Raw genomic sequence first — 21,180 nt, forward strand, 5'->3', positions numbered from 1 at the left:
CCCTTTAACGGACCTTGAGCCGGCGGACAGATCGTCGGGAAGACAGTGCCGCCTGGTACGTCAATTTTGGGCTGGGTCACGCCGGCTCAAGGACTGTTCCGGTACTACCGACTTTGGCTGCGGAACCAGCACATGATGGGCCTCCGGCCTTCGACGGCGTTTGGGCATGCGCGCCCGTCGATTAGCTGGAGGTGGTTTCCGCGACAATGTGGCGGGCCTCAGTCATTTCCGAAGTCGAACGTGTGGGCGCGAAGCTCTCGCAAGATTTTTCCCGTCTCGGAATGCAAAAGGTTCGGACCTGCGGCCGGTCGGATACGAAGCATTCAACCTCACTCATGTCTAGGAGAAGTCGGTTGCCCAGTGATTCATCGTGGGTCCAGAGCAGTCCGTGGTTGGGCAAGTTCGAGGGGTTCGTACCGGCGCAGGTTGGTCCCGGTGGCGATGATGCTGCGCAGTTCCGGCAGCCCGCCGGCCACGGCGCCGGCTGCCCGTGCCTGGACGAGGATATTGCCCAGCGCCGTTGCTTCGACGGGACCGGCGATGACGGGGCGCCGCGTGGCGTTCGCGGTGAGCTGGCAGAGCAATTCGTTTTGGGAACCGCCGCCGACCACATGGACCACGGTGACGGACCGGTCGGCCAGGCGTTCGGCAGCCCGGATGGTCTTGGCGTAGCCCGAGGCGAGGCTGTCCATGATGCAGCGGGTGATGGCCGCCGGATCATCCGGCAGGACGTCACCGGTGTGGCGCACGGCAGCGCGTATCCGCTCGGGCATGTTCTCCGGGGCGATGAAGCAGGGGTCATCCGGGTTGATTCGTGGTCCCCCTGCCGATATCGCTGTGGCAGCGGTAAGCAGAGCAGTCAGCTCCAGCTGGAAGCCTTCGGCGGCCCAGGTCCGTTGGCATTCGCTCAGCAGCCAGAGGCCGCCCATGTTGCGCAGGTAGCGGACGGTACTGTCCACTCCACGTTCATTGGTGAAGTTCGCTTTCCTGCTGGCCTTGGTTAACACGGGGTGCTTTAGTTCCAGCCCCACAAGGGACCAGGTGCCGGAGGAGATGTAGGCGAAGTTCTCCGCCTGGGCGGGAACGGCTGCGACGGCGGACGCTGTGTCGTGGGATCCCACGGCCACCACCTGCGTGTCCTGGGGAAGGCCTAGCTGCGCCGCGACGGCCGGCAGCAAGTGCCCGTAAGTCTCGCCGGGTTGGATGAGCGGCGGGAACACGTCCTTCCGCAAGCCCAAGGCTGCCATGAACTCTGTGGCCCATTCCCCCGCCACAGCGTCGAAGAGCCCGGTGGTGGAGGCGTTGGTGGCCTCGGTCTTGCGATTCCCCGTTAGCAGGAAGGCAATCAGGTCCGGGATGAGCAGCGCCTGTAGCCCATCCAGGTTCTTCTCGGTGGCCAGTTGGTAGATCGTGTTGAACTGCAGGAACTGCAGCCCCGTGGTCCCATACAGCCGTTCTGGGCCGAGCTTGCGGTGCACCGGCTCCACAGCGGTTCGGCCGCGCTCGTCACGGTAGCTGAAGGGCTGGGCCACCAGCTTCCCGGCGGCGTCCACCAGGCCGTAGTCCACGGCCCAGGTATCGATACCGATACTCGCGATCGTTTCACCCTTCACCGCTGTAACAGTGGCAGCAGAGCGCAGGCCCTCAAGCACCTCGGCGAGGAGGGAGTCGAAGTCCCAGCGGAGGCCGCCATCGATCTCCACCACCCCGTTCGGGAAGCGGTGCACCACCTCGAGCTGCACGTCGCCTTTGGCTACCCGGCCGAGGATGACGCGGCCGGAGGAAGCGCCGATATCCACCGCGGCAAAAACGCGGGAAGCGGGAGCGGCGGAAACCGCCCCGGCCTGGGCCGGGGCGGTTTCCCTGTTCTGCTGCTCGCTCATCGCAGGAAGGCTGCGGCTACTCCGGCGTCCACGGGGATGTGCAGGCCGGTGGTGTGGGACAGTTCATTGCTGGTGATCACGGCGGCTGCGTTGGCCACGTGTTCGGGCAGGACTTCGCGCTTGAGCAGGGTCCGCTGGGCGTAGTACTCGCCCAGTTTCTCCTCGTCCACGCCGTAGACGGCGGCGCGCTTGGCGCCCCAGCCGCCGGCGAAGATGCCCGAGCCGCGGACCACGCCGTCGGGGTTGATGCCGTTGACGCGGATGCCGTGCTCGCCCAGCTCGGCCGCGAGCAACCGAACTTGGTGGGCCTGGTCGGCCTTGGTGGCGGAGTAGGCGATGTTGTTCGGGCCGGCGAACACCGAGTTCTTGGAGGAGATGTAGATGATGTCCCCGCCCATGCCCTGCGCGATCATGACCTTCGCAGCAGCCTTGGCCACCAGGAACGAGCCCTTGGCCATGACGTTGTGCTGCAGGTCCCAGTCCTTCTCGGTGGTTTCCAGCAGCGGCTTGGAGATGGAAAGGCCGGCGTTGTTGACCACCAGGTCCACGCCGCCGAACGCCAGGACAGCGGCGTCGATCGCCGCAGCAACCTGCGCCGGGTCCGTCACGTCCGCCTGGACGCCGACGGCGACGTCAGGCCCGCCAAGTTCCTCGGCGACCTTCTGCGCGTTCTCGAGGTTCAGGTCCGCGATGACCACGCACGCCCCTTCCGCGGCAAGGCGGGTGGCGATCGCCTTGCCGATGCCCGAGGCTGCGCCGGTCACCAGGGCGATCCGGGTGGCGTGGGACTTGGGCTTGGGCATCCGGGCGAGCTTCGCTTCCTCCAGCGCCCAGTACTCAATCCGGAACTTCTCGGATTCCTCGATCGGGGCGTAGGTGGAGACCGCCTCGGCGCCGCGCATCACGTTGATGGCATTGATGTAGAACTCACCGGCAACCCGGGCGGTCTGCTTATTCGCACCGAAGGAGAACATGCCCACGCCGGGGACCAGCACGATGGCCGGGTCCGCGCCGCGCAGCGCCGGGCTGCCCTGGTCCGCGTGCCGGTCGTAGTACGCCTGGTAGTCCTCGCGGTAGTCGGTGTGCAGTTCGTGCAGGCGGGCAATCGAGTCCTCGATGGAGGCATCAGCCGGCAGGTCCAGGATCAGCGGCTTGACCTTGGTGCGCAGGAAGTGGTCCGGGCAGGACGTGCCCAGGGCGCCCAGACGCGGGTGCTCTGCAGCTTCAAGGAAGTCCAGGACGACGGCGTCATCGCTGAAGTGCCCCAGGACCGGCTTGTCCGTGGAGGCCAAGCCGCGGATCACCGGTGCCAAAGCTGCGGCCTTGGCACGGCGCTCCGCCTCAGGCAGGGCGGCGTAGCCGGGGAGCTTGGCGCCGAAGGGTTCAGCCTTGCCGTTCTCGGCGATGTACTTTTCGGCCTCCTCGATGATCCACAGCGAGTTCGCTTCCGATTCTTCGCTGGTGGCGCCCCAGGCGGTGATGCCGTGGCCGCCCAGGATGGTGCCGACCGCTTGTGGATTGGCTTCCTTGATCGCGGCGATATCCAGGCCCAGCTGGAAACCGGGGCGGCGCCAGGGTACCCAGACCACCTTGGTGCCGAAGATCTTCGTGGTCAGCGCCTCGCCATCTACCGCGGTGGCGATCGCGATGCCCGAGTCCGGATGCAGGTGGTCCACGTGCGCGGCGTCGACCAGCCCGTGCATGGCCGTGTCGATCGAGGGGGCTGCGCCGCCCTTGCCGTGCAAGCAGTAATCGAACGCTGCCACCATCTCGTCTTCACGCTCAACGCCGGGGTAGACGTTCTTCAGCGCGTTCAGCCGGTCAAGGCGCAGCACGGCCAGGTTCTCCGGCTTCAGGGTGCCCAGGTCACCGCCGGAGCCCTTGACCCAAAGCAGTTGGAGGTCCTCACCCGTGACCGGGTCCTTCTCCGTGCCCTTGGCGGACGTGTTGCCGCCGGCGAAGTTGGTGTTTCGCTTATCAGCGCCCAGGCGGTTGGAACGGGAAATCAGGTCTTCAACGGTCTTATTGTCTGTGGTCTGAATACTCATGCTTACGCGCCCCATCCGGCTTGCTGGCCGCCTGCGCGGTCTTCGTTGATTTTCTTCTGGTACCCGCTGGCCTTGTAGGCAGCGATCGGGTCGGCGGGCAGGCCGCGGGATTCACGCCAGTCGGCCAGGACCGGCCGCACGTCGGTGTAGAAGGCATCATTGAAGATGCCGTTGGCGGCCAGTACGTCTCCGGCGCGCTGGGCTTCGGTCAAGGCCGCAGTGTCGATAAGCATTGCGCGGGCGGTCATCTCCTGCACGTTCAGGACTGAGCGGATCTGGCCCGGAATCTTCTCCTCCAGGTTGTGGCACTGGTCCAGCATGAGCGCGACGCCTGAGTCCTTGCCGAACCCGCCTCCGCGGATCACCTCGTGCATGATTCGGAACAGCTGGAACGGGTCCGCGGCGCCCACGATCAGGTCATCGTCGGCGTAAAAGCGGGAGTTGAAGTCGAACGAGCCCAGCTTGCCCAGACGCAGCAGCTGCATGACGATGAACTCGATATTGGTGCCGGGAGCGTGGTGGCCGGTGTCTAGGCAGACAAAGGCCTTCTCGCCCAGCGCCAGGGTCTGTGCGTACGAGGTTCCCCAGTCCGGAACGTCCGTGTGGTAGAAAGACGGCTCGAAGAACTTGTACTCCAGCACTAGACGCTGGTCCTCGCCCAGGCGGGCATAGATCTCCTGCAAGGACTCGGCCAGGCGGTCCTGGCGGCCGCGCATGTCATCTTGGCCCGGGTAGTTCGTGCCGTCCGCCAGCCAAATCTTCAGATCCCGGGAGCCGGTGGCATGCATGATCTCAATGCAGTCCAGGTGGTGGTCGATCGCCCGGCGGCGGACGGCGTCGTCAGCTGACGTCAGCGAGCCGAACTTGTACTCATCATCTTGGAACGTGTTGGAGTTGACCGTGCCCAAACCAACGCCCAGCCCGGCCGCGTACTCCTTCAGCGCGGCGTAATCATCCACCTTGTCCCACGGGATATGCAGCGCAACGGTGGGCGCTAGCCCGGTCAACTCGTGGACCTTCGCCGCATCCGCCAGCTTCTCCTGCACGGTCCGCGGCGTGCCGGGCGTGCCGAACACCTTGAACCTGGTGCCCGAGTTGCCGTAGGCCCACGACGGGACCTCAATCGCGAGCTCCGAAAGCCGGCCCAGCGCCGATGCTGTGTTGTTCATGATGTTTCTTTCGTCAGTGTTTGGCAGTGAAGTGCTTGGAAGATTTAGTGTTCGAGGACGGCGGTGTCAGCGTTGCCACCTGTGGCCGCGGCCAGCTGTCCGTCGAGGTTGAATACCTCGTCGAGGACCCGGAAGCCCTCGTCCGGCGGAACATTGCTGTCCCGGAAGAGTGTGGCCATTTCCGCCTGCCAGCGCGCATTCACACTGGTCAGGGCCATCCTGGCTTTGATGGCGTCGAAGTCATCGCACTCCACGTAGCCCACCAGCAGTCCGTCGTCGTCAAAAAACAGCGAGTAGTTGTTCCAGCCCGCCTCCTTGAGCGCGGCCAGCATCTCCGGCCAGACGGCAGCGTGGCGCCGGCGGTACTCCCCCAGCAGCTCCGGCTGGACGGAGGATCGGAAGCAAACCCTCATGCTGTACTCCTGTGGACGTTTCGGGTGCGGCGGAAAAGCGGAAACTAATTCGATCGGCTCTTAATGCGTACCGTCTTTGAATCGTTTCATTGTGACGATTCAAAGTACTATGGACGGAATAAGGGTGTCAAGCGATTCACCCAGACGGGCAAGTCGATCTTCGGAGGATCAGCAGGATGTCGCGTGCAGCCAGCATCAAGGACGTCGCCACCCATGCGCAGGTTGCGGTGGGAACGGTTTCCAACGTCCTCAATAACCCGGACCGCGTCTCCAAGCGCACCAAGGACAGGGTACTCCAGGCGATCTACGAACTCGGCTTCGTCCGCAACGACGCAGCCCGGCAGCTGCGCGCAGGGCACAGCCGGACCATCGGCGTCGTGGTACTGGACGTCGGCAACCCCTTCTTTACGTCCCTGGTCCGCGCCGCCGAGGACGCTGCCGCCGTGAACGGCAGCGCCGTGCTGCTGGGCGACAGCGGCCACGACGCAAACCGGGAAGCGCACTACATCGACCTCTTCCAGGAACAGCGGGTCCAGGGCCTGCTCATCTCCCCGGTTGGCGACGTGGCCGACCGGCTGGATGCCCTCCGGCAGCGCGGCGTACCCACAGTTCTGGTGGACCGGCTGGCCGACGAGGACCGCTTTAGCTCCGTCTCCGTGGATGACGACGCCGGCGGCTACCTTGCCGCCCGGCACCTCCTCGATCTCGGGCGCAGGAAGCTGGCCTTCGTGGGCGGGCCGCTGTCCATCCGCCAGGTATCCGACCGCCTTCTGGGCGCCCGCCGCGCCGTGGCCGAGGTGGACGGCGCGGCACTGGAAGCGCTCGACTCCGACGGCCAGTCCGTGCTCTCCGGCCGCGGCGTGGGCAACCGCCTCGTGGGCCGGGGCGCCGGGGACATGCCGGACGGCATCTTCTGCGCCAACGACCTGCTGGCGCTCGGCGTGATGCAATCGCTGACCATGATGAACGGCGTGCGCATTCCGGAGGATGTGGCCCTTATCGGCTATGACGACATCGACTTTGCCGCGTCCGCCGTCGTACCGCTCTCCTCCATCCGGCAGCCCACCGACGCAATCGGCAGGACCGCCGTCGAACTCCTGACGGAGGAACTGGACGCCAAGCATCCACGGCACCGGGCCGTCGTGTTCACGCCAGAACTGGTTGTCCGCCAAAGCACCGCGGGCGCGGAAGCACGGTCATGATTCCTCGATCTTGGCGCAGTAGACATCGGCAAGCGATCCAGAGGTAAATCCGTGCGATGTTGCTGAGCAAATTCGTGCGTGAGTGTAGCGAGGGCGGTGATCAGAACGCCGGACGGTGTCCAAGGGTTGATTGCCGCGCCACGAGGTGTGGCTGAAAAATAACGCTGCGGGGTGCACTGTCGGGGTTGCGGATATTGGTCATGAGCAATTCGATGGCCGCCTTGCCGAACTGTTCCGCCGGCCGGTGCACAGAGCTGAGGGGCACTATGGCATCAGCTGCGAATTCAATGTCGTCGTACCCGACGATCGCCACGTCCTCTGGAACATGAACACCGCGGCTAATGAGCCCGTGCATGACTCCGATAGCAAGCAGGTCGTTCGCTGCAAAAATGCCGTTTGGACGTTCACGCGCTTCCCGCGACCCGAGGAGTTCACCGATCCTGCGGCCTTCGACGATCGTTCGGCCGGCAACCTCAACCACCTCGAGTCGCGCTTCCGAACGGCCTTCCAGTGCCTCCCGCGCCCCTTTGAGGCGAAGAGCCATCGTCTCTACCGATAAGGGCCCACCAACGAACGCGAGATGGCGTGCTCCCACGTCCAGGAGGGGACTTGCCCCGATATGTCCACCTGAAGCATCGTCGATAAACGCCGAGGAGGCTACCTCGGGGGCGATAATTCGGTCCAAAACCACGGTTGGAATTCCCCTTGAGCGCAGCCGTCGTATTCTGCTCTCCAGGGCTCCTACGGCGGACAGCACGATCCCTCGGACCTGCTGAATTTCGAAAAGATCAAGGTACCGGGACTCGCGGTCAGCGTTGCCGGCACTGTTGGCAAGCATCACGGAAAAGTCCTCCCTGTCAGCCGCTACTTCGATGCCTCCGGAGACGGCGGCGAAGAACGGATTGCCGACTTCCAGAGTGAGGTGGCCGTTGTCTGATTGAATCGTTTTAATTAGAGTCAGGTCTGACTGGCTTCCGGTCTGCACCGCATTCCTTTTTGCGGAGCGCTCATTGGTTGCCGCGTTAGTCATATTGAGCGGAAGCGTCAAGGGATGATCGCGACGAGCACGACCGCACCACCAACCGCAACCACTGTCCAAGGAACCTTTATGCCCTGTCACCGCCCCACCGCGGCATACGGCCGCAACACTGCCCATAGCAGCGGAGCCGGACCCTCACCTAAGGAAGCGCGATGACCGAGCCGACATGGATAGCGAAAATGATAGCTCCCCGTCAGGTAATCGGAAGCGCACCGCTGCTGCGTAAGGAGTTTTCGCTTCGCGATGATCACGGACCCGTCGTAGCGGCGTCGTTGTACGCGACAAGCCACGGGATATTCGAAGCAACTATTGGCGGCACCCTCGTACACGACGACCTTTTCAGCCCGGGCTGGAGCAGTTACGAGTGGCGGCTCCGTTACCGCAGTTACGATGTTGCGCATCTGCTTGAACGCCAGAACGTGTTGGGGATCTCTCTGGGCAACGGGTGGTGGCGCGGGCGTTTGGGGTGGACTGGTGGAGGCGCTTGGTACGGGGAACGGGTCGCCGCTCTGGCGCAACTGGAGATCACTTATGCCGACGGGTTCGTTCAGTTCGTGGTAACTGATGAGACGTGGTCGGCTGGTGCTTCCGAGGTCCTCTTTGACGACCTTTATGATGGCCAGACGGTAGACGCGCGGCTCGTTGATCACTCTTGGACGAAATCAGGAGCAGCACCCAAGGATTGGGGGCCCGTTGATGCCGTTGCGTTCGATACGTCCACACTCACGCCCTATGTCGGACCACCTGTGCGTCGCGAAGGCGTGATCAAGCCCGTGAAGATTTTCACGTCACCCAGTGGCAAGACCTTGGTCGACTTTGGTCAGAACCTGGTGGGTTTCCTTCGCTTTAGCGTTCGCGGTGTTGCAGGCGACGAAGTTGTGATACGACACGCGGAAGTACTCGAGGAGGGGGAAATCGGTGTGCGACCGCTGCGCACGGCGCGTGCAACCGACAGGCTGATTTTGAGCGGTGGAAACGATCATTTCGAGCCCACGAAGACTTTCCATGGGTTCCGCTACGCTGAAATTTCGGGCTGGCCCGGCGCTCTGACGGGGGATTCACTCGAAGCAGTAATTGTTCATTCAGCCCTTCAGCGGACAGGGTTCTTCGAGTGTTCGGACGAGCGCTTGAATCAGCTGCACAGCAACGTCGTCTGGGGGCTGCGGGGAAACTTCGTAGATCTGCCCACAGACTGTCCTCAGCGGGACGAACGCCTCGGCTGGACGGGAGACATCGCTGTCTTCGCTCCCACGGCGGCCTTCCTTTACAACGTGGACGGGTTCCTCCGTGACTGGCTGCAAGACGTGGCCGCGGAACAGAGAGCGGCTGCCGGAATCGTCCCATTCGTGGTTCCGGACGTATTGAAGCGCATCCCGGAGATAAGGGATCAAGAGTTGTTTGCTCTGTTCGATGGGACGGTTCCCCCGACGGCCATTTGGGGTGACGCCGCCGTGTGGGTGCCGTGGGCTCTGTGGACCGCGTACGGTGACCTCGACGTCCTGAAGACACAGTACGATTCGATGGCCGCGCATCTGCAGTCCGCCGCCGAGCGCCTCTCACCGTCAGGATTGTGGGATGAGGGCTTTCAGTTCGGCGACTGGCTTGACCCCACCGCGCCGCCCGACAATCCCCTCGAAGCAAAAGCTGCCCCAGGCGTAGTGGCCACTGCCTGCCTCTATCGGACAGCCAGCATTGTTGCTGAGGCTGGGCTACTTACAGGCCGACCCCAGGACGCTGCCGCTGTTACCGCATTGGCAGAACGAATTCGGCGAGCTTTTAAGCAGAACTACGTCAGTGATGACGGCCGAATCCTGAGCGACGCGGCGACGGTGTATGCACTCGCGATCGTCTTCGGATTGCTCGATGAGCCGCATCGACAGCTGGCAGGGGACCGGCTCGCTGAACTCATTCAGAATTCCGATCACCACATCAGTACGGGATTCGCTGGGACACCGTACGTGGCTGATGCTCTCACGCTGACGGGACACCTCGACGACGCCTACAAGCTCCTCCTCCAAGAAAACAGTCCGTCCTGGCTCTATCAAGTGGCAATGGGTGCAACAACGGTGTGGGAGCGATGGGATTCGATGCTTCCCGACGGAAGCATTAACCCCGGTGAAATGACGAGCTTCAACCACTACGCCCTCGGCGGCATCGCGGACTGGATGCACAAGACTCTCGCCGGGTTGGCTCCCCTTGAACCCGGCTACCGCAAAGTCCTCGTGGCTCCACGCCCAGGAGGAGGGCTTACGTGGGCCCGGGCAAACCTTCTCACCCCGCAAGGCAAGGTTGACGTCGCGTGGCGGCTTGAGAATTGCAAGTTGATCATCGACGTTGAACTGCCCGAAGGGACGTCGGCCGTTCTCAATCTCGCAGGTGTCGCCTCGTCCGAAATTCCCCCGGGGCGACACTCCATCGTCGTCGACTATGACGTTGAAGCGCTCGTTTGAAAATGACGACGACGCTCCTTCTCCACGAGTCGTTGCCCTGCGATCAACGACTGTGTCGGAGGACTTCCCCAGACAGAAGGCCGCTGTGAGGGTGTGCTCCCGCTCAACTCTCCAGCCGGCCATGATCGATGAATACCGCCGGCGGCATGCCGCCGTGTGGCCGGAAATGCTCCGCGCGCTCAAGGACGCCCGCTGGGTGCAGTACGACTTCGGGGATGGTCCGCGGACCGTGGGTTGAAGACCGGTCGAGAAGAACCCCAAGGAAATTGCGCCCGCTGCGCCGGGCAGGCTAGGACTCCAGTCGAGATTCATCCTGTGCTATCCAAGGAAGCGCCCAACGAAATTGACATTGAACTTTCAGCAACGAAGAGGTCCCCGTCCCAAATGGAACGGGGACCTCTGCGATGGGCCAATCCCTGGCCGCTTAGGAGAGGTGTGCCTGCCCGTCGCCTGCGGTCGCTGTGACACCCCGAGGGACCTCCGGCACCGTCGACCCATCCGGGGCCTTCGTCAGACGGATGATTTCAGGAACATCGACGAACGCGGTCCGATCGTCCGGGGAGGTTCCTTGGAAAGTGATGAGGTGCTCGGTCTCGGTGGCCTCGAACATGCCAGATGTGTATTCGGCCCACGCTGGGCCGGTGGGCGTGACAGTCGAGACCTCTGCGCCATTAATAAGGATTGCGATTCCTTGCTTCTCCGCGCCGCGTTGAGCCGCCTGGAACCGTACTGCGTACAGCTGGCCAGGTTCGAACCCTGTCACCGATTGTGAGAATGTACCGCCACGTTGGACGAACGCGGACTGGACTCCTTGAGGGGCGTTTGCTTGCCCGAATGCGGATCCATTGGCAGCGATTCCGTCACCGTTACCGTTCAGGCTTGGAGGAAAAGACCAGTCCGACCCGGTCACGCTGTAGCCGATGCCTGTGACCGTGGGTGACTCGAAACCATTCTGCGTGAACTGATTGGGAGCTTTCGTCACGGCGAATCGGAGATCGATTCGATCGACGAATGCGGTGGAATCGGAAGTTGCAGTTCCACGGAGGGTCAGTTTGTTCTCACCGTCCGAGACGCGAGGGATTTGGATGGTGTGCCGGGTATAGGAGGCGGACGGAGGGGTGATTTCCCCAACAACAGTCCCGTCCCAGAGGACCTCAATCTGTTGCTGCTGTGCGCCGCGGGAGGCTAGATCGAAGGAAACTTCGTAGGCGAGTGCAGGATCAAGGCCCGAGATCCGCTGACTCATGCTTCCCAAACCTTGCAGGAACGCGGCTTGCCGTCCTTCGGGGGCGGCTACATTGTGGTAGACGCTGCCGTTACCGACGATTCCCGCTCCGACGCCGGGCGCGAAGGGGGAGTATTCCCAGGCGTTATCGCGCGGTGCGAACTCGGCTCCTGACGTGAAGGGGGTCTCGAATGAGGCATTCCGCACCTCGCCGGTGCTAACCCCGGGTGTGGCGACATACATGACGGACGGAGCCCAGCTGGTCCAGTCGGAAGCGGCGGGCTGCCCGGTCACGACGAAGGCGAGCCTGTCTCCCTCGGCTACGGCCAGGTCCCTGTCGAGGGTGATTCCTTCAGTGTTGGTCCCGCTGATCGCTTCGCTTTTGACTGGGACTCCGTTATGGAGAACTGTCGCGGTCACATTGCCGCCGCCAGCTCGAGTTTTGAAGGCGAGACTTCGGATGGCGACGTCACCGTCTGCCGGTGCGCGCCACACTCTTGCGGTTCCGGGTGTCTGCTCGAAAGCGGACATCGAACGGGCAGCTCCGTCCCCCCACGTGCCGTGTTGACGTGCACCAGGTGTGAAGGAAGCTGAGGCCCAGTCGTTTACTGTTGAGGCGTCGTCGCCGACCTGGTAGGACCAGCCGTCCTTATTCGCTGTGCCGTCGAATTGGTCCGCAGCGTAGAAGGGCACCGTTCCTTCGAGGGCGTGCAGGTTGCGGGCGTCGCTTGGTACCAGCCCGACAAAGTCGGCGCCCGGCTGAACGAAAACAGAATCGGCAGTCAGGTTGTTCACAATGCGGCCAGAGAAGGGAGCTTGAGCCGGGTTCAAACGGAAGAGGGAGCCCTTGCCATTGTCGTAGAAAGAGTTGCCCTCGATGTGGTGGTTCGTGTTGTAGTCATTGATGCCCGAGCGCAGTGAAAGGAATTCGACTCCAGGGCCGGCATTGCGGGCGATCAGGTTATTGCGAAGCGTGACATTGTTCACGTAGAGCTCATTGTCTATGCCCGTCATGTCATAAGAACCGGTATTTGGCACATCGCTGATGATGTTGTTCTTGAAGGTCACGTCATCGACGGCGACGAGGATGAATCCGGCCGTGCCGCCCGAGACGTGGCAAGCACCAAGGTTCTCAAACCGCGAATTCATAACGGTGAGTCCAGTGATGCCGTCGAACCGCATGCCCTCGTTACAAAGTTCGGCGTAGCCGGCGCCGTTGCCGTCATATGCGTGCACGTTGTTCACGGTGACGTCGCGTACGAGGTGCGGCGCAGCCGGTTCGGGTGCGTTTGGGGAGCCAACACGACCGTCACACGTATCGACATTGACGACGTTGAGATTGTCGTGTCCGGTGATTCGGTCAAACAGGACGCCGCTGACGAAGTAGGAGTCCGTGGGAACGTTGACATCAAAGTCGCCCGTGACCGCGGCGCCGCCGGATTGCCACAGATCGAGGTCATTTGACTCGCAGAAGAAATCTTGGACTCCACCGTTCACACGGGCTGATCCGATGCCGGAGATGTGGTGAACGTATAAGTCGGTGAACTCCAGTGATTTGTTTCCCGTGGACTTGCCTGGGAAGTCGTCCCGGTATTGGGCGAGAACTCCCGCCCCGGCGTAGCTCAGTTCGAGATTGGAGACGGTCACGTAGCTCGGGTTCTCCAGGAGCACGAGAGCGCGGCCAGCCTCAGCTTCTCCGTCCAGGACTGGCAGATCGCCTTCTCCGTACGCGTCGACAGTTATGCGGGCCTGCTCCGTTCCTTGCCCGCTTACAGTCAGGAATTCGCCGGAGTAGGTGGACCCGCGTGCGAGGAGCAACCGGTCGCCCGGTGAATATGATCGGCTGGCAGCGGTCAGGGAACACCATGGCGTTTCTAAGCTGCTTCCGGAACCGCTGTCATCACAACTGGCCGCTGCACTATTGACGTAATAAGTTGCTCCGGCCGCCACGGCTACAGTTAGGGGGGCCAATGGGCTGAACAGGAGGGTGGCGGTGACGGCCGCACCCCATAAATGGGCTCTCTGATGGAACATTCTGACGTCCTTGTCTCGATGAAGATGTATACCGCAGTGCTGCTCTTGATCAGTTCTTTAGGGGCTGCGGTAGTAGTTGGATTCCGGCTGCGACAATCCGGTTAGCTTGAGGTGAACCATGTTGACGCCTTTGTCCATTTCTGGTGCTGTTTTGTGCGTGTCGGTATTAGACCTGCCGGAATGCGATCCCAAGGAGGGACGCCGCGGCACGGTAGGTTGATGCGCGGTGCCCCACCGCAAGGCTCCAGTGGTGCCCAATCCCCGTTGACGACCACTCATCGACCCACTCTCCCGGGTCCCGGCCGAAATCCACGCGACTGGTGGTGTTTCCGATCTGTAGCAGGTCGCCGCCCACGACGGTTCCTTCGGAGGCGATGAAGGCGAGAGAGCCGTCGGCGTCCTGCCCGAGGCCAAGAAGTGTGACGGGTCCGTGGTGGACATCGAATTCGACGGATACTCCCCAGCCGCGTTTGCCGTGGTAGATGCCCAGACCGCGCAAAAGAGGGCTTTTCGCTGATACAGCCAAGTGTGCGGGGCCATCGTGGCCCATTTCGACAATGTTGTCCTCGAAGTTGAGCGCCTGGATCTCGCAGAAGGACCCGCCAGCGCCGGTTACCTGTGTGGCGAGCTGGGCAACGGTGGTGCGGAGTTCGTATTCACCGGTTGTAGGAATGCCGCGTGCAGTCAGGAGTGAGGCTCCGAGAATCATGCCTGCCGCGAGGCGTTCGTGTAGTTCCCCATTGAGTCCGCGGTGGTAATAAGCGAGTGAGTCAAGTTCAAAGTCTTCGACCAGACGATCCAAACCCACCGATACGCGTGCTCCCCAGGCGAAGTCTTCGTCTTCGACGGATGCATCGATGGTGAAGAGTTCTTTGGCCAGGTCCAAACGCTGTTGGGTTTCTGCCGGGGTAACCTGGTCAACGCGCACCCGGAGGTCGTCGAATTCGAGTACTTCGACGTGTGATCCAAAATGTGCTGGGAGGAGCGTCAGATCCGTGGAGACGTCAAGCATCCCTGGGTATACGTGTCCCATGAGCCCGTGCCGTCCGTGCCGGAGTGCCGCGCGGACGTGGGCGGCAGCGATCCACTCGCTGATGCGTCGCCACGCGGATTCCTGGTGCAGCCATCCCGAGACGGACCGGAAGGGGATACCCGCGCGCCGGAATACGTTGCCGACCTCGGGAACCGGGCATTGTCCGCAGTATGCCAGCCAATCTCCAGTGTTGAATGAGGCATGATCCATCCGCTGGGTCGGCTGCAGGTCGATGACGAGCACGGGTGCCGAGGAGCGCTGCGCAATTGGCAGGACCATGGAACTTGTCAGATAAGTGGTGAGAAAGAGGACGATGAGGTCGCAGTCGGCTGCGCGGAGCCGCTCGGCCGCTGCGGCTCCCTCCTGTGCGTCTGAGATGAACCCTACATCGATGACCTCTGCGTCCATCTTGGCGAACCGCCCGGAGACGTAGCGGGAAGACTCCTGAAGTTTGGGCAGCAAGTCAGGGAACTGGGGCCAGTAGGTGCCGAGGCCGCCGGCGACGAGGCCGATTCGCGGTTGCCGACGCACTACGGGCGTGAGCGTGCTTTGGAGGGGGGCTAACAATTCGGTCATTAAGTTGCTCTCTGTTTGGTGGTGAGGCGTAATTGCGCCTCAGGAGCCGTCGGCGAGGGGCAAATCGATGTAGGTGACAGCAACATCGCGGTGGCCGTGGCTTATGTCGTCGGCTACGGCGCCGTCGTAGTAGACGGCGAGCCGGTTGCCGTTAACCACGACGCTTGGAAGGCCAATAACGCGGGGGGACCAACCAGCGGATTTCGCGTCGATGACAACGGCTCGTTTTGCGGGGTCCCACTTGGTGACGTCAGTGGTCCAGTAAACCCAAACGGCGTCGGTGTATTCGCCGGTGAGCTGCGGCGGGACGGGGGTTACGTCATCCGCGCGTCCTATGTGGTTGGTGAACAAAAACCACGTCTTGGTTGCGGCTTCGAAGTGGAGTGAGGAATTTTCTATTTGTTCCTCCAGCGGCAGGGCCGGCTCCGGGTCAACAGTCCAGGTGCTGTCGAGGTCTTTGGTGCGGGCGATGCCCAGAGTGCGTTGGATCGAGCCGTCCACTGTGGTGGCAGCACTGAACAGCATGATGTATCCGTCATCCGTCCTGACGACCTGTCCCGGGCTGGCCGTGTCGTCGTACCAGGAGTCAGGTTTGGCGATAAACGGCACGATGTCTGGGCGTTTGCGCCACGGGCCATAGGGGGAGGGTGCTTCGGCCTTCATTGTCTGGTACGGAAATGATGGTGTCCGTAAGCCGTCCTGGGAGACGTTGGGGGTCCCGAGGTAAAACATGTGCCACTTCGCCCCGTCGAAGTACGTAGTCCCGTAGCTGGCCGATCCGGAGTCGGTGGAACCCTCGGCACCGAGGGAGAGCACGGGCCCGTGTTTGGCCCAGGTTTCGCCGTCTTTGCTCGTGGCCAGCGCTGCGAGCCACCCTGCGTCTCCGGCGGCGTCATAGTGCATGAAGTAGGTATCGTCGTGCTTCCAAACCCAGACGTCACGAGCCCCGAGTTGGTCGCAAAATGTGCGGTCGCCATGCCGGAGTACAACGACCGAATCAGAAATCGGGATGTAGGGGAGGTCTTGTCGCGGGTTCATGGGGGTCCTTTCGCTGGCGGCGTGAGTCATGCCTTGACTCCGCCGCCCAGGGTGAGTGAGTTGATGAAGCTTCGCTGCGCGGCGAGGAAAGCGGCGTAAACGGGCACGGAGGTCAACACCATGGCTGCAAACACTGGTGCGTAGCCGTACAGGAACTTCTTTGCGTTCAGATCAGCGATGCCTATGGGTAAGGTAAAGAGCTCGGCGTTGCGGATCGCGACGAGTGCATAGATGTACTCGTTCCAGGCGGTCATGAAGGTGAGGACCGCAACCGTGGCCGCAGCCGGCTTTACAAGCGGCAGCATGACGTGCCAGAAAACCTGAAACGGGGTCGCGCGGTCCAGCTCTGCTGCTTCAGAAAAAGAATCGGGAACGCTGTCAAAGTGCGTCTTGATCAGCCACACGCCGATGGGTAAAGCACCCGCCGCGTATGGGGCGATCAGGCCAACGTAGCTGTTGAGGATGCCAAGGTCACGAGAGATCAGGAACACCGGAAGTAAGAGCAGCGGGGCGGGGATCAGAAGCACACCCACGAAGACCGCAAAAACACCGCTACTGCCGGGGAATCGAAGCTTGGAAAATGCGTAGCCGGCGCCCGCGCAGCAGGCGACGGCCAGGAGTACGACCGCTAGAGTGACGAGCAGACTGTTGACGAAGTACTGCAACAACGGGGTGTTCGTGAACGCCGTTCCATAAGCGTCCAGCGATCCTGGGATGGGCAGCCCCCATGGTAGGCCAAGGATCTGCGCATCAGTCCGGAAAGATTGCATAACCATCCAGAGCAGCGGCGCGACGCTTAGCAGCGCGTACGCCCAGGCCAAAAGGATCGCAACCGGTGGCAGTTGACGGCGCGGCATCTTCCTCCGCCGCGTGTTGCTAAGAATGTGCGGTGCTTTGGAGGGATGTGCTTTCGTGATGATGCTCATGAGCGGACCTCGTTCACTCGGGCGGATCGTCGATTCCTGACCATTGGCACGGCGGCCACGAGGACCAGGACCAGCCCGATAACGATTCCGACTGCATTGGCATAGCCGTATTTGTTGTTGACGAAACCTTGCACGTAGACGTACAAAGTGGCGATGGTGGTGGAGTCGAAGGGGCCACCGCGGGTGAGCAGGTAGACCAAATCGAATGAGCGGAAGCAGTTGATCGTCACGATCGCGCCGGTAACGATGATCGAAGATTGGATCGATGGAAGCACGATGCTGAACAGCTTGATCCGGTGGTTGGCACCGTCAAGATCGGCAGCTTCCAAGGTCTCATCGGAGAGACTTGTCATTGCCGCAAGCAGGATGAGCGTCGTGAAGGGCACGGTCACCCAGGCTTGGATGAGAGATACGGTCAGCAGTGATGTTGCTTCCCCCGTCAACCATGCGTTTGCGAGGCTTCCCAGGCCTACGGCGCGGAGTGCGGAGTTGACCAGGCCGTTTTCGGGTTCCAGGATGAACTGCCACAACAGCGCCACGACGACGACTGGCATCACGAACGGCACCATGTACAGCACCTGCAACACCCGCCACCCACCGACCCGGAGGTACAGGAAGTAGGCGAGAAAGAATCCAGCAGTGACTGAGACGAATACAACGATGGCAGCATAAACAAGGTTGCGGCCCAACGAGGCGTGCAGCGCTCCGTCGCCCAGCGCTCGAAGAAAGTTGTTCACTCCGACAGGCTTCACGTCCCCGTACCCCGAAGCGCTGGTGACGCTGTACTGCGCAGCAGTCACAATGGGCCACAGGACGAACAGAGCGAGCAGAGCCGCCGCAGGCACGGCGAGGAGAACACCTGTTCGTGAATGGGATCGACGCTGCGATCGAGTTGCGGTCATACCAATGCCTTTCCCTGCGGTGGAGGTGACGGACGCCCCCTCCACCGCACCAAGTGCTTACTTATTGAAAAGTCCCTCGGTCGCCGCGGCGGCCTTTTCCGGACTCAGGTCATCGAAGATGAGTCGGGGCAGCACCTCGGTGGTAAAGGTTCTGTTTCCCGCCGTTGAGAACGCCGGCATGTAGGTCGAAGAGTCGATGAAGCCCCCGTTGGCGGCATCCACGTAGGCCTTCATCAGCGGGTTCGCGGAGCTGAGATCGATATCGAGAGAAGGGATGGTGAACTGCGTCTCCGCCAGCTTGGTCTGAACGTCGGCGGAGGTGAGATACTTCGCGAAGGCGACTGCTGCGGACTTGTTCTCGGACTTGGCGCTCACGGCAAGCACATTTGCGTTACCGCCGCCCAAAACGCGATTTGGCGTCTTCCCGTCCAACGCGGGCAACGTATACGTTCCCAGATCAAACTGGGCTCCATTAGCAACGGCCTGCAGGAAGTTCTCTGGGACGCTCACAAACTGGGCCGTGCGCTCCTGCAGGAAGAGAGCCGTTTCAGCGGCAATATCAGTCCCGATCTGGGACTTGCTCCAACAACCGGCATCAGCCATCTGCTTCACGCGTTCCAGACCCTTGATGTACTGGGGGTTGGAAACAGAAAAGTTCGCAACTTCCTCGTCCCGCAAAGTTTGATCCCACGCCAACCGAGGCCACCAGTCCATCCAGGCCGTGCCAGTCAAAGACATTGGGATGTAGCCAGCCGCGGAAAGCGCTTTGCAGTTACCGAGTAACTCATCAAACGTCTTCGGCGGAGTGACGCCGACCTTGTCGAAAATTCGGGTGTTGTAGATACTTGCCACACTGATGGCATTGAACGGCACCCCCCAGGATTGGTTCTCTGGACGTTCAGTGCCGGCGTTCGCCCCGGACATGAGACTCTGGTTGAACGTCTCACCCCAAACACCCTGACCGTCGTAGGCAGGGGTCTTGAGCGACTCATTCAGGTCATACAGCTGGTCGGCGCCAGCTAGCTCAACGAGCGAGGGGCCCTGGACTGCGAAAACGTCGGGCAAGGAACCGGCCGAGGCGTCAGCCTGCAGCTTGGTTGCATAGTCGCCAATGGCCGTGAAGCTCAATTTCACTTGCACATTCGGATACTGCTTTGCGAACCCATCAATAAGGTCCTGGTTTGCATAAGCCCACCACGTCGAGAACGTAATATCCCCAGAGATCTCGCTGGGGTTGGTGGCTAGAGCGTCGCTGGTCTGGGAGCCGCCGCCACCGGCACAGCCCGTGGCGAGCATCGAGATGCACACGGCCGCTACACCTGCGGAAATGCCGCGGAGAACTCGGTTCATAACTATCCGTCCTCTTCTTCGAGTGGGTAATTGAATGCTTTCAATTACCGTGACCTATCTAACCTCAAAGGGACGTACCGCGCAAGAGGTGGGAATGATCAGGGTGCCGACTCGCGGATAACCAGTTTTGGCTGCAGGACAACGGAGCGGTGCTGGTGGTTCGATGAGTCATCGAGTTCTTCGAGCAGGAGAGACAGCGCGCGGCTGCCCATTTCCGCTTTGGGTTGCGCAACACTGGTCAACGGCACGGATGCGGTGGTCGCAAGTTCCAAGTCTCCGTACCCCACAACGAGGGCGTCATCGGGAACCCGAAGGCCCTCGGCTTCCAGTCCGCGGATGACCCCTGTCGCAAGCTGGTCGTTGGTACAGAACACTAGCATCGGCAGGCCTCTTGGGTCGCCAGCTAGGTGCTTTGCAATTCTGAAGCCTTCCTCGATGCTCATCTCCGCAACCGTATGCTCCTCCAGTGGGATGTCTCTGGCTGACGTGACTGACAGCGTGCCCTCACGGCGCTCCCGGCACTGTGGGATTGATAGAGGCCCATTCACGAGGTGGAGGACCTGAGCGGATCCAGCAGCTAGGAGGTGTTCAGCAGCGATGGATCCACCGTGGAAATCGTCAATAACCACCGAGCAGCCCTCACGCTCGTCGGCGGTACGGTCGATGAGCACAAGTCGCGTTCCAACCGTTCGGAGGCGATGCAGTCGGTCTTCATTCGCCGAGAGAGGGACGACGATGGCACCTGCCGCTCGTTGCTGGGCAATCATTTCAAAGTGAGCTAGTTCCACCTCAGGGTCGTCATGACTGACGCAGAGTGCGAGAGCGTAACCGCGCCGTCCTGCTGCCGTGGCAATCGACTCTGTGATAGCCGCGTAGAAAGGGTTCAGAATCTGGGGTACCACTAAGCCCAGCAGCCTATTAGCGCCTTGACGCAGAGTGGCACCTGCGGTATTTGGCACGAAGTCCAATGCCTCTATTGCTTTGAGGACACGTTCCCGCGTTGACGGGGCTACTATCTCCGGGCGGTGCATCACGTTCGAGACTGTTCCCACCGAAACCCCTGCCGCTGCAGCAACCCTTGCAATGCCGGGATTTCTTTCGCCAGGCAATCAATGTCCCCTTACTCTCTAGCGATCAAGCAGGTAATCCAAGCGAAAGCGCCCAAATCAGAGCATGTTCGAAGGCCCGTTATGGCTATGCCGGTTCTGATCGTGGCAGATCGCTCCAGACATAGTTCCAATACCTTGATCCTATGATGACACCGCCTTGACGGATGGACGGGACGGACTGCAAGGTGGCAAATATTTTTTACCGAGGACCACGGCGGGATACGTGAGTGATGGCAGTGGCCTTGCCGGTTGGAAGTCCCGTCGTCGGCGGGCGAATGTTGACGGCGGCCGGATGCACCGTCTCGAGGTCAAGGTTAGCCCGGAGGAGGAAGCCCAGCTCCTTGCCCTGGCGGGAAGGCCTCGCGTGAGGATCCCGAGTCCGCAGCGAACTTCGTCCCGCTAAACACCCCTGACAACTGGCTACACTTCGTCCTCGGCATCGGCATGCCGCCGTTAGCCCAACGTCCGGTCTCGAAGAATCGAAACAGCCCTTGGGGGGCAAGTCCGTCCACAAGGCGGGCGCTTGAGCATAGGATTGGCACCCGCCACTCGGATTGCCTCTGATTGCCGACAGGTTGGGTCTGGCACCCTGTTCCGGCGCGAATGAGACTCGAAGGTTCCTCAGTTATTCGGTGGAACCTGGGATGTCGCCCGCGTTTCCGTGTACCCACTCTCCCACTCAGGGGAGAAAAGGGACTTCCATTTGAACTTAGGCTTACCTTACTTATATGCTCAGGTGAATTAGGCAACAAATTTGTGACGTAATGCCGGACAAGGGAGTAC

At 61.5% G+C, this 21,180-nt stretch carries 14 protein-coding genes and 1 pseudogene; 3 read left to right on the forward strand and 12 right to left on the reverse strand.

Translation table 11 applies throughout. From position 1 onward, the window contains the following. Positions 1-365 precede the first annotated feature (365 nt). From ACTWQD_RS16565 to ACTWQD_RS16580, 4 genes are read right to left on the reverse strand one after another with little or no spacing between them, the layout of a single operon-like run. Complete coding sequence (locus ACTWQD_RS16565; protein ID WP_443197226.1) at positions 366-1,883, reverse strand: rhamnulokinase; 1,518 nt, start codon at positions 1,881-1,883, stop codon at positions 366-368. After that, positions 1,880-3,931 (reverse strand): bifunctional aldolase/short-chain dehydrogenase, encoded by a 2,052-nt coding sequence (locus ACTWQD_RS16570; RefSeq protein ID WP_443197227.1) that lies wholly within the window; start codon positions 3,929-3,931, stop codon positions 1,880-1,882. Before ACTWQD_RS16570 ends, ACTWQD_RS16565 begins: the two co-directional genes overlap by 4 nt. 2 nt (positions 3,932-3,933) lie before the next feature. Next, positions 3,934-5,100, reverse strand: coding sequence for an L-rhamnose isomerase (gene rhaI, locus ACTWQD_RS16575; protein WP_443197228.1), 1,167 nt, complete (start codon positions 5,098-5,100; stop codon positions 3,934-3,936). Between the two features lie 44 nt (positions 5,101-5,144). Continuing rightward, positions 5,145-5,513 carry an L-rhamnose mutarotase gene (locus ACTWQD_RS16580; RefSeq protein WP_443197229.1) on the reverse strand — a complete coding sequence of 123 codons (369 nt, stop codon included), beginning with the start codon at positions 5,511-5,513 and terminating at the stop codon, positions 5,145-5,147. A gap of 176 nt (positions 5,514-5,689) precedes the next feature. On the opposite strand from ACTWQD_RS16580, the gene ACTWQD_RS16585 reads away from it, so the two are divergent. Next, positions 5,690-6,715 carry a LacI family DNA-binding transcriptional regulator gene (locus ACTWQD_RS16585; RefSeq protein ID WP_443197230.1) on the forward strand — a complete coding sequence of 342 codons (1,026 nt, stop codon included), beginning with the start codon at positions 5,690-5,692 and terminating at the stop codon, positions 6,713-6,715. Between the two features lie 100 nt (positions 6,716-6,815). Here ACTWQD_RS16585 and ACTWQD_RS16590 read toward each other — a convergent pair whose 3' ends face one another. Beyond that, positions 6,816-7,745 carry a substrate-binding domain-containing protein gene (locus ACTWQD_RS16590; RefSeq protein ID WP_443197231.1) on the reverse strand — a complete coding sequence of 310 codons (930 nt, stop codon included), beginning with the start codon at positions 7,743-7,745 and terminating at the stop codon, positions 6,816-6,818. A gap of 161 nt (positions 7,746-7,906) precedes the next feature. Between ACTWQD_RS16590 and ACTWQD_RS16595 the strand changes: the two genes are divergently transcribed. Together ACTWQD_RS16595 and ACTWQD_RS16600 are read left to right on the forward strand one after the other, a co-directional pair. Then, a complete protein-coding gene (locus ACTWQD_RS16595) occupies positions 7,907-10,204 on the forward strand; it encodes a family 78 glycoside hydrolase catalytic domain (RefSeq protein WP_443197232.1) in 2,298 nt (765 codons plus the stop codon). Positions 10,205-10,289: 85 nt separating this feature from the next. Further along, positions 10,290-10,409 (forward strand): annotated as a pseudogene (locus ACTWQD_RS16600) (L-rhamnose mutarotase); the annotation flags it as partial. A gap of 219 nt (positions 10,410-10,628) precedes the next feature. Here ACTWQD_RS16600 and ACTWQD_RS16605 read toward each other — a convergent pair. The 7 genes from ACTWQD_RS16605 to ACTWQD_RS16635 form a co-directional block, all read right to left on the reverse strand. Beyond that, positions 10,629-13,463 (reverse strand): right-handed parallel beta-helix repeat-containing protein, encoded by a 2,835-nt coding sequence (locus ACTWQD_RS16605; RefSeq protein WP_443197233.1) that lies wholly within the window; start codon positions 13,461-13,463, stop codon positions 10,629-10,631. Between the two features lie 166 nt (positions 13,464-13,629). Next, entirely contained in the window at positions 13,630-15,072 is a 1,443-nt protein-coding gene (locus tag ACTWQD_RS16610; protein ID WP_443197234.1) for an arabinose isomerase, read from the reverse strand. A 39-nt stretch (positions 15,073-15,111) separates the two neighbouring features. Next, on the reverse strand, positions 15,112-15,975 hold the full coding sequence (locus ACTWQD_RS16615) for a hypothetical protein (protein ID WP_443197235.1): 864 nt from the start codon (positions 15,973-15,975) through the stop codon (positions 15,112-15,114). A 161-nt stretch (positions 15,976-16,136) separates the two neighbouring features. After that, a complete protein-coding gene (locus tag ACTWQD_RS16620; protein WP_443197236.1) occupies positions 16,137-17,036 on the reverse strand; it encodes a carbohydrate ABC transporter permease in 900 nt (299 codons plus the stop codon). Next, positions 17,033-17,938 carry a carbohydrate ABC transporter permease gene (locus tag ACTWQD_RS16625; RefSeq protein WP_443197237.1) on the reverse strand — a complete coding sequence of 302 codons (906 nt, stop codon included), beginning with the start codon at positions 17,936-17,938 and terminating at the stop codon, positions 17,033-17,035. The genes ACTWQD_RS16620 and ACTWQD_RS16625 overlap by 4 nt, the downstream gene beginning before the upstream one ends. Before the next feature lie 57 nt (positions 17,939-17,995). Continuing rightward, positions 17,996-19,288 (reverse strand): ABC transporter substrate-binding protein, encoded by a 1,293-nt coding sequence (locus tag ACTWQD_RS16630; RefSeq protein WP_443197238.1) that lies wholly within the window; start codon positions 19,286-19,288, stop codon positions 17,996-17,998. A 98-nt stretch (positions 19,289-19,386) separates the two neighbouring features. Continuing rightward, entirely contained in the window at positions 19,387-20,397 is a 1,011-nt protein-coding gene (locus ACTWQD_RS16635; protein WP_443197239.1) for a LacI family DNA-binding transcriptional regulator, read from the reverse strand. Positions 20,398-21,180: the final 783 nt, after the last annotated feature.

The sequence above is a fragment of the Pseudarthrobacter sp. 1C304 genome (genome assembly GCF_052245515.1).
In the GTDB taxonomy this organism is placed as follows: Bacteria; Actinomycetota; Actinomycetes; order Actinomycetales; family Micrococcaceae; genus Arthrobacter.